Origin of the sequence: Pseudomonas sp. GM24 (assembly GCF_000282235.1) — a bacterium.
GTDB lineage: Bacteria > Pseudomonadota > Gammaproteobacteria > Pseudomonadales > Pseudomonadaceae > Aquipseudomonas.
This window is the reverse complement of the sequence record NZ_AKJR01000192.1, coordinates 1-8,534: the sequence shown is the minus strand read 5'-3', so window position 1 is coordinate 8,534 and position 8,534 is coordinate 1. Positions and strand designations below refer to the sequence as shown.

9 protein-coding genes are annotated in these 8,534 nt (G+C 56.1%); 2 read left to right on the top strand and 7 right to left on the bottom strand.

Annotation, left to right across the window (positions count from 1 at the left end; genetic code table 11):
• Window positions 1-22: 22 nt before the first annotated feature.
• The 4 genes from PMI23_RS20900 to PMI23_RS20885 form a co-directional block, all read right to left on the bottom strand.
• Window positions 23-751, bottom strand: a complete 729-nt coding sequence (locus PMI23_RS20900) for a dienelactone hydrolase family protein (protein ID WP_007919860.1) — start codon at window positions 749-751, stop codon at window positions 23-25.
• A 68-nt stretch (window positions 752-819) separates the two neighbouring features.
• Window positions 820-2,724, bottom strand: coding sequence for a molecular chaperone HtpG (htpG, locus tag PMI23_RS20895; protein WP_007919861.1), 1,905 nt, complete (start codon window positions 2,722-2,724; stop codon window positions 820-822).
• 82 nt (window positions 2,725-2,806) lie between these two features.
• The gene (locus PMI23_RS20890; RefSeq protein WP_007919863.1) at window positions 2,807-3,259 is read right to left on the bottom strand and encodes a PaaI family thioesterase; all 453 of its coding nucleotides are present in this window, start codon (window positions 3,257-3,259) and stop codon (window positions 2,807-2,809) included.
• Entirely contained in the window at window positions 3,256-3,732 is a 477-nt protein-coding gene (locus tag PMI23_RS20885) for a PaaI family thioesterase (protein WP_007919865.1), read from the bottom strand. Before PMI23_RS20885 ends, PMI23_RS20890 begins: the two co-directional genes overlap by 4 nt.
• A gap of 158 nt (window positions 3,733-3,890) precedes the next feature.
• On the opposite strand from PMI23_RS20885, the gene PMI23_RS20880 reads away from it, so the two are divergent.
• Complete coding sequence (locus PMI23_RS20880) at window positions 3,891-4,127, top strand: hypothetical protein (protein WP_007919867.1); 237 nt, start codon at window positions 3,891-3,893, stop codon at window positions 4,125-4,127.
• Window positions 4,128-4,205: 78 nt separating this feature from the next.
• Here the strand turns inward: PMI23_RS20880 and PMI23_RS20875 are convergent, their stop codons facing one another.
• Window positions 4,206-4,607 carry an MAPEG family protein gene (locus PMI23_RS20875; protein ID WP_007919869.1) on the bottom strand — a complete coding sequence of 134 codons (402 nt, stop codon included), beginning with the start codon at window positions 4,605-4,607 and terminating at the stop codon, window positions 4,206-4,208.
• Window positions 4,607-5,344 carry a DUF599 domain-containing protein gene (locus PMI23_RS20870; RefSeq protein ID WP_007919871.1) on the bottom strand — a complete coding sequence of 246 codons (738 nt, stop codon included), beginning with the start codon at window positions 5,342-5,344 and terminating at the stop codon, window positions 4,607-4,609. The genes PMI23_RS20875 and PMI23_RS20870 overlap by 1 nt, the downstream gene beginning before the upstream one ends.
• 233 nt (window positions 5,345-5,577) lie before the next feature.
• On the opposite strand from PMI23_RS20870, the gene PMI23_RS20865 reads away from it, so the two are divergent.
• Entirely contained in the window at window positions 5,578-6,813 is a 1,236-nt protein-coding gene (locus PMI23_RS20865; protein ID WP_007919873.1) for a hypothetical protein, read from the top strand.
• A 95-nt stretch (window positions 6,814-6,908) separates the two neighbouring features.
• Here PMI23_RS20865 and brnQ read toward each other — a convergent pair whose 3' ends face one another.
• Window positions 6,909-8,222, bottom strand: a complete 1,314-nt coding sequence (gene brnQ / locus PMI23_RS20860; protein WP_007919876.1) for a branched-chain amino acid transport system II carrier protein — start codon at window positions 8,220-8,222, stop codon at window positions 6,909-6,911.
• Window positions 8,223-8,534 lie beyond the last annotated feature (312 nt).

Genomic DNA, 8,534 nt, shown 5'->3' with positions numbered 1-8,534 from the left:
GGGGCTTTTGCTTTTCAGGCTTTTAGCCCTTGAACACTTCATCCAGCAAATCATGCATCGACTTGAACGCACGCTTGGCGGTCTTCGCGTCGTACATCATCTTGCCCGGCACATTGGCATGCGGATCGGTAAAGGAGTGCACCGCACCGCCGTAGCTCAGCAGTTGCCAGTCCACTTTCGCCGCGTTCATCTCGTCTTCAAACGCCGGCAACTGTTCTTTCGGCACCAACGGGTCAGAAGCACCGTGCATCACCAATACCGAACCCTTGATATTCTGCGCATCGGCAGGATTCGGCGAATCCAGCGTACCGTGGAACGACACCGCAGCCTTCACCGCCGCGCCAGTGCGCGCCAGATCCAGCGCACAGCAACCGCCAAAGCAGAAACCGAACACCGCCAGTTTCGACGTATCGACCGCTGCTTCGCCCTGCTTCTGCAATTGCTCGAACGCCGCTTGCATACGTTTGCGCAGCAGCGCGCGATCATCCTTCAACGGCATCATCGCCGCACCAGCCTGATCAGCGTTTTGCGGGCGCACCGCCTGACCATAGACGTCAGCGATCAGCACCACGTAGCCCTTGGCCGCCACCGATTTGGCTATCTCTTCGGCACCGGCGCTGACGCCCATCCAGTTCGGCGCCATCAACAAACCCGGACGCGCGCACTTATGCTCGGCATCGAATGCCAAACGACCTTCATAAGGCTGGCCGTCGATCTGATAGACCACGGAACGTACAGTGACTTGGCTCATTTCTGACTCCTGATTGGTTAAACACCAGAATGAAAAAACCCGCCGAAGCGGGTTTTTCTACGACTTGGTTAAACCGACAGCTCAACCAGCAGCTTGTTCAGACGGCGCACATAGGCGGCCGGATCCTTCAAGCTGTCGCCGGCAGCCAGGGCTGCCTGATCAAAGAGGATGTGCGACAGGTCGCCAAAACGCTCTTCGCTCTGCTCGCCATCGAGTTTCTCGATCAGCGGGTGGCTTGGGTTGAATTCGAAGATCGGCTTCGAATCCGGCACTTTCTGTCCGCTGGCTTCGAGGATCTGACGCATTTGCAGACCCAGATCCTGTTCGCCGATGGCCAGAATGGCCGGCGAATCGGTCAGACGATGGGAAACCCGAACTTCAGCCACGGAATCGCCCAGCGCGGTTTTCAGACGCTCAACCAGACCTTCTTTGGACTTGGCGACTTCTTCTGCGGCTTTCTTATCCTCTTCCGAGTCCAGGTTGCCCAGATCGAGGTCACCGCGTGCCACGTCGACAAAGGTCTTGCCGTCGAACTCGCTGAGGTAGCTCATCAGCCACTCGTCGATACGGTCGGTCAGCAGCAGCACTTCGATGCCTTTCTTGCGGAAGACTTCCAGGTGCGGGCTGTTTTTAACCTGCGCGTAGGTTTCGCCGGTGAGGTAGTAGATCTTGTCCTGACCTTCCTTGCCGCGGGCCAGGTAGTCGGCCAGACCGACGATCTGCTCGCCGTCGTCGCCATTGGTCGATGCGAAACGCAGCAGACCGGCAATTTTCTCTTTGTTGGCGAAGTCTTCTGCCGGGCCTTCTTTCATGACCTGACCGAAGTTCTTCCAGAAGCCCTTGTATTGCTCAGGCTCGTTCTTCGCCAGTTTTTCCAGCATGTCGAGCACGCGCTTGGTCAACGCGGTCTTCATCGAATCGATAATCGGGTCTTTCTGCAGAATTTCCCGCGACACGTTCAGCGAAAGGTCGTTGGAGTCGACCACGCCTTTGATGAAGCGCAGGTACAGCGGCAGGAACGACTCGGCCTGATCCATGACGAACACGCGTTGCACGTACAGCTTCAGGCCTTTCGGCGCTTCACGCTGGTACAGGTCGAACGGTGCGCGGGCCGGCACGTACAGCAGCGAGCTGTATTCGAGCTTGCCTTCGACTTTGTTGTGGCTCCAGGCCAGCGGGTTTTCAAAGTCGTGCGCGATGTGCTTGTAGAACTCCTGGTATTCCTCGTCCTTCACTTCAGTGCGCGGACGGGTCCACAGAGCACTGGCGCGGTTGACGGTTTCCCATTCAACGGCCGGAGCCTCTTCGCCTTCGGCAGCTGCCGCTTCTTTCGGCAGCTCGATCGGCAAAGCGATGTGGTCGGAATACTTCTTGATGATGTTGCGCAGACGCCAGCCATCGGCGAATTCGTCTTCGGCGGCTTTCAGGTGCAGGACAATACGGGTGCCGCGCTCTGGCTTGTCGATGGTGGCGACTTCGAACTCGCCCTCGCCTTTCGACGACCAGTGCACGCCTTCGCTGGCCGGGGTGCCGGCGCGACGGCTGTACACGTCAACCTGGTCGGCAACGATGAAAGCGGAGTAGAAGCCCACACCGAACTGGCCGATCAAGTGCGAATCTTTCTTCTGATCGCCAGAAAGATTCTTCATGAAATCGGCAGTGCCGGATTTGGCGATGGTCCCCAGGTGGGTGATCACATCGTCACGGTTCATGCCGATACCGTTGTCTTCGAGGGTGACGGTCTTGGCGTCCTTGTCGAAACTCACACGGATTTTCAGGTCAGCGCCGCCTTCAAGCAGCTCTGGCTTGGCCAGGGCTTCGAAGCGCAGTTTGTCGACAGCGTCAGAGGCGTTCGAGATCAATTCGCGAAGGAAGATTTCCTTGTTGGAATACAGCGAATGGATCATGAGGTGCAGCAGCTGCTTTACCTCGGTCTGGAAGCCCAGGGTTTCCTTTTGAGTTTCCACACTCATGGTCATCAAACTCCAATCAGATGGCAGTGGCCGCGACCCGAAATGGTCGGCGGCGGGTTGTCTTGTGAGTTTGGGGCGCTGTTCAGGATTTCAAGGGCTCATCGATTTTGAAGTGCGCGCGAGCGGTGGCAATCGGTTCGCTTTCGGTACTTTGCCAGGCGGTGATGGCGACGTTGGCTACACGCCGGCCCTGGCGACACACCTGACATTTGGCCCAAGTGTCGCGAAACTGCCCGGCGCGTAGGTAATCGAGAGAGAAGTCGATGATCTTCGGCACCCCGGGCGCACCGGTGAAGATCAACAGATGCAGGGCGGCGGCCAGCTCCATGAACCCGGCGATCACCCCGCCATGGATTGCCGGCAATAAAGGGTTACCAATGTTGTCCTTGTTCGCAGGAAGCTTGAACAGCAATTCATCGCCGACGCGTGAGCATTCGATGCCGATCAGCCCGGCGTAGGGAATCAACTGCAACAGCGGCGCGTAATCGCCCTGCGCGTGAGCCTTGAGCAATTGCTGCTTGAGGTCATCGCTCATTGCCCTTCTCCCTTGATTACACCGCCAAAGCCTTTTGTGCCTTTGAGGCCCTTGCCCATGCGCATGAACGTACCGACCACATGGGCGATCGGCTGCTCGGGATCGTCCTGATAGGCGAAACCGCGAGCGAAGATCACGTCGGTGGTCACCCGGTAGCACTGAGCGAAGCCATACACATCTTTATCGGGTTCGGCGGCATGCATGTAGTCGATGCGCAGGTCCAGCGTCGGGCAGACCTCGAATTCCGGCAAAACGCACAGCGTGGACATTCCGCAGGCGGTGTCCATCAACGAAGTGATTGCGCCGCCGTGGATCACGCCGGTCTGTGGATTACCTACGATTTTCGTGCTGTACGGAAGGATCACCGTAAGCCCTTCGCTGGACGCGCTGTGCACGCGCAATCCGAGTACCTGACAGTGTCGCAGCGCGGAGAGAAACCGCGTCGCGCGCTCAAAAACGGGGTTTCCGTCCATTTGATAATTACTCTCGTTAGAGCCTTTTGCCAGTAGTAAGCAATACAGCAAAAGTTCCGTGTAAAAACAAACTTATATATCTGAAAGAAATGAGGAACTTAACCTGTAGCGCCGAGTTCTTAAGGCCAGTAGTTATTTTCCATAAGGAGAAACACCCCATGCGTAAGACTTTTGCTATTGCCTTGATGTTGACCGCTTCCCTCGGTCTCGCTGCCTGCGATAAAAAATCCGAGGACAAAGCTCAAGATGCCAACCAACATGCTGAACAAGCTCAGCAAGACATGAACAAAGCTCAGGATAAAGTGAACGACGCTGCGAAAGAAAACGCCGAAGCTGCCAAAGCTCAGGCTGAATCGAACGCTGCTGCACAAGAAGAAGCTGCCAAGAAGCAATAATTCGCTTTTTGCTGCAGAAAAAAGAAAACCCGCCAAGTGCGGGTTTTCTTTTGCCTGTCATCTAGCGCCAGGCTCGTCTTAGAGCAATACGGTTCTAAAAGTCGGACTAATCATCAGTAGCAACGAGCACAGTACGCCAACTACCCAAACCAGGCTGCGCAGCTTGGGTTGGTCGGCCAGATAGAGCCACAAATAGAGAATCCGCGCGATAACAAAAACGATTGCCAATGTATCGATCAGCCATCCTGCCGTCTGAGTGGTGTGCGCCATCAACACGCCGACCGCGAACAACATGAACGCTTCAATCGTATTCTGATGCGCCGCCAGCGCCCGCGCGCCGTAGCCGGTCAGTTGCGCCTGTTGCTGACGCGGCAGGTGGTTGTTGTAACCGCCCTGCTCTTTCATCGCCTTGCCCACCGGCATACGCGCGATATAAATCAACAGCGCAGTGATAAACACACACCAGAACGGAATACTCATCAAGCGACCTCTTTGTTTGTCTCGGGAATGGGAGCTTCTGTAGGGGTATAGACCATGACATCGAGAACGTCGGAATGAAACTCGCGGCGGTACAAGACCAACACCACCCCGGCGCTCATCAGCATGAACAGCCACGGGCTGACGAACCACGCCAGCATGGTCATGCCGAAGTAGTAAGAGCGCAGCCCGAAGTTGAACTGGTTCGCCGCCATCGAAATCACCCGCGCCGCCCGCGCAGCGAACGCCTTGCGCTCCTGTTCGGAGACATGTCGCTCACCGATCATTGGCGCCGACCCGACCAAAACCGCCGCAAAATTGTACTGACGCATACACCAGCTAAAGGTGAAGAAGGCGTAGACGAACACCATCGCCAGACACAGCAACTTGATTTCCGACATGCCCTGCGATGCCTGCTGCACCATCGGGATGTCAGCCAGCAACGACACCGCCCGCTCCGAGGCACCAAGCACGGTGAGAATGCCGGCGAGGATGATCAATGTGCTGGAGGCGAAGAACGAGGCGTTGCGTTCAAGATTACCAATTACGCTGGCGTCGGCGATACGGTTGTCACGCAACAGCATGCGGCGCATCCAGTCTTCGCGGTACAGGTGCAGCACGCTGGCCAGACACGCTGTATCGCGGCCTTTCCAGGAGGCATAACGGGTATAACCACCCCAGCAGATGACAAACCAGATGGCGGCGAGCAGGTGAATCAGGTTGGCTTGGATGAACGACATTCGTTTTCCTGAGCATGAGGAATGATGGGAGTAACCCTTTGTTTCGACGTATTGGCTCGCAAAAAGACACGCTCATTCGAGAGTCGAATTTATTCAAAAATAGACCGCAGCTATTAATTTGCGAAGGCTGATACCTGTCAACTCTGACAGTAGCACCGAGGGTGAGGCGGGCATAAGGTTGTTTATGACCAGAGAATACTGACAGGCACGCTAACCCAGACAAGGACTCGATCATGACACCTTCGAACGCTGCACTGCCCATTGACGCAACATTCGGTAATCAAGGGTATGCCGACTCTTTTGCTCCGGGAAGCCAGGCTCTGAGCATCGCAGGCCTGCGCCCTGATGGAAAAATCCTTCTCGTGGGACAAACCTTTGTAGACGGCAAGGTCAGTTTTCATTTGGCGCAATTACTGGCGGACGGCACTAACGATACTGGATTCAACATAAACGGTTCGATCGTAGGTACGTTTACAGGTTCGGGACAAGCCAGCGGAACTGGCGCCTGTCTTTATAAAGACGGGAAGGCGCTGCTTTTCGGGTTTCAATATGATGAGGACCAAGGGAACCGGTTTGCGCTTGCCAGATTTTTCGCTGATGGTGAAAGAGATCGCGAGTTCGGTCCCGATGGGACGGTTTACATCCCTTTTCTCCCGCAGTCCAAATCGCAACCATCAAAACCAGGGACTTTCGCTAACTCGCGTTCCAGAACCAGGGTAGTACTGACCGCTGATGAAAAAATTCTCGTGGGTCAAAGCAACCGACTGTTCAGACTTGATCAGGAAGGAGTTTTTGATACCACTTTTAACGGCAAAGGCTGGTTAGATCTTGCACTGAACATCTCTTCGATTTCGGTTGCTGAGAATGGAATGATCACAGTCGCAGGCACGATGGAGGGGTCTCAAAAAGGAATGATCGTGCGCCTGAATGTGGATGGAACGCCCCATAAAGGCTTCGGCGATGATGGCACTGGAACTGTCCTTTTTCCACCGAATTACCCGACCCGCGTACGAAGCCTGATGCTACGTGCTGACGGCAGTTTTTTTATTGCCGGTGAAGTCGACACCGCTCCTAACGACGATTGGGGTAAAGGGCGCAGGGGAATGATGGCCGCGTACAACCCGAACGGTAAACCAAATATTGCATTCAATCAGGGTACGCCTATCGTCACTGATCTTGGATTAACCGACGGTTGCAGTTGGTTCGATCTGAGCGGGGAGCCTAAGGATGGTCTGGTCGTGGTGGGAGGCACGGGACAAAGAACAAGAGAGCAAATGCTCGCCTGCCGCTATCTGGCAACGGGAAAACCAGACACAGACTTTGGTGAAGGCAAGGGATACGTTACTCAGTACTTGGGGCCTGGAATGCAGTGGATTTCGGTGGCAGTGCAGCCCGACAAGCGAATACTCCTGAGCCGCGCAAGCGACAACATCAATTTAGGGGCTCTGGTCGTACGTTATCGGGGCTGAGAGTTATCAGCTTTCATAAAAAATGCCCCGTATCGATTGATACGGGGCATTTCTGTTTAAGCGTTGAAGACCCGCTTTTGGCGGGTCAGGTAACGTCAGGCAACCGCTTCGCTGCGCTTGCCGAGCATGCGATCACAAACAACCGCAACCACCAGCGTCATCACGCACGGCACCAGCCATGCCAGCCCCTGCTCGCTCAGCGGCAAGTGGGACAACTGCGATGGCATCCAGCCGGCCAGACCGGCGCCTTTCAGCGCGTCGATGGTGCCGAAGATGAACGACACCAGCATCACCGGACCGAGGATACGGCCGTGCTCATGCCAGAAATCTTTGCAGAAGCTCAGCGCCACCAAGACGATGCACGGCGGATAGATCGCGGTCAGCACCGGAATCGAGAAGGCAATCAGCTTGGTCAGACCCAGGTTGGACACCAGCAGCGAGAACGCCGCCAGAATGATTACCAGAGTCTTGTAGGACAGTGGCAGCACACGGCTGAAGTATTCGGCACACGCACAAGTCAGACCGACCGCCGTCACCAGACACGCCAGCGAGATCAGCACTGCGAGGAAACCGCTGCCCAGCGAACCGAAGGTGTGTTGCACATACGCGTGCAATACCGCCGCGCCATTGGTCGCGCCCGCTGCTACTTCGTGGCTGCCGGAACCAAGGCGGAACAGGCTGACATACACCAGCGCCAGACCGACACCGGCAATCAGCCCGGCGATGATCGCGTAACGGGTGATCAGCGCCGGCGACTCGACGCCACGGGAGCGGATCGCGTTAACGATGACGATGCCGAACACCAGCGCGCCGAGGGTATCCATGGTCAGGTAACCATTGATAAAGCCTTGGGAGAACGGTGCCGCCACATACTCAGGAGTACCGTGGCCGATATCACCCGCCGGCAAGGCGAATGCAGCGATGCCGAGCACTGCCAGTGCGATGATTTTCAGCGGCGCGAGGAAGCGGCCAACGGTGTCCAGCAAACGCCCAGGGTAGAGCGAGATGAAGAACACCAGCAGGAAGTACACCGAGCTGTAGAGGAACAGTGCCAACGGGCTTTCGCCGGTCAGCGGCGCCAAGCCTACTTCAAACGATACGGTCGCAGTACGCGGGGTGGCGAACAACGGGCCGACCGCCAAGTAGCAAGCCGCGGCCAAAATGCCGCCAGCGATCTTGCCGATCGGGCTGCTCAGCGCATCCATTGCCCCACCGACCTTGGCCAATGCAACGACGGTGATCACCGGCAGACCCACCGCGGTGATCAGGAAGCCCAGCGCGGCCATCCAGACGTGAGGTCCGGCCTGCAAGCCAACGATCGGCGGGAAAATGATGTTGCCAGCCCCAACGAACAGGGCAAATGTCATAAAGCCAAGTGCCAGGATGTCCTGACCTTTCAAAACTTTCATTAAGGTAATACCACACTACTGAATCGGAATTTAGAGGGGGATTGCCCTGTGTAATTAGGGAAATGCTGTCGATCCGTATGGGACTGACCCTTAAAGCGCGTTGCATGCCTTGTGGGCGGCAGACGCAAAAATGGCTGCTAGCCTAACGAATTTGTCCCGCGAACGCACTGTTAGAGGGCGAACTATCCGATACGCGACGTTTCTGTGTCGCGTTTACGTATCTATTTTTCGTTGGTACGGCAAAGATCAAAAGATCGCAGCCTTCGGCAGCTCCTACAGGGGATCGCAATTCTCTGTAGGAGCTGCCGAAGG

Excerpts from the sequence above, each read along its gene's own strand:
- PMI23_RS20900 (WP_007919860.1), bottom strand. The coding sequence starts at position 751 with ATGAGCCAAGTCACTGTACGTTCCGTGGTCTATCAGATCGACGGCCAG.
- PMI23_RS20875 (WP_007919869.1), bottom strand. The coding sequence starts at position 4,607 with ATGAGTATTCCGTTCTGGTGTGTGTTTATCACTGCGCTGTTGATTTAT.
- PMI23_RS20870 (WP_007919871.1), bottom strand. The coding sequence starts at position 5,344 with ATGTCGTTCATCCAAGCCAACCTGATTCACCTGCTCGCCGCCATCTGG.
- PMI23_RS20885 (WP_007919865.1), bottom strand. The coding sequence starts at position 3,732 with ATGGACGGAAACCCCGTTTTTGAGCGCGCGACGCGGTTTCTCTCCGCG.
- PMI23_RS20880 (WP_007919867.1), top strand. The coding sequence starts at position 3,891 with ATGCGTAAGACTTTTGCTATTGCCTTGATGTTGACCGCTTCCCTCGGT.
- brnQ (WP_007919876.1), bottom strand. The coding sequence starts at position 8,222 with ATGAAAGTTTTGAAAGGTCAGGACATCCTGGCACTTGGCTTTATGACA.
- PMI23_RS20865 (WP_007919873.1), top strand. The coding sequence starts at position 5,578 with ATGACACCTTCGAACGCTGCACTGCCCATTGACGCAACATTCGGTAAT.
- htpG (WP_007919861.1), bottom strand. The coding sequence starts at position 2,724 with ATGAGTGTGGAAACTCAAAAGGAAACCCTGGGCTTCCAGACCGAGGTA.
- PMI23_RS20890 (WP_007919863.1), bottom strand. The coding sequence starts at position 3,259 with ATGAGCGATGACCTCAAGCAGCAATTGCTCAAGGCTCACGCGCAGGGC.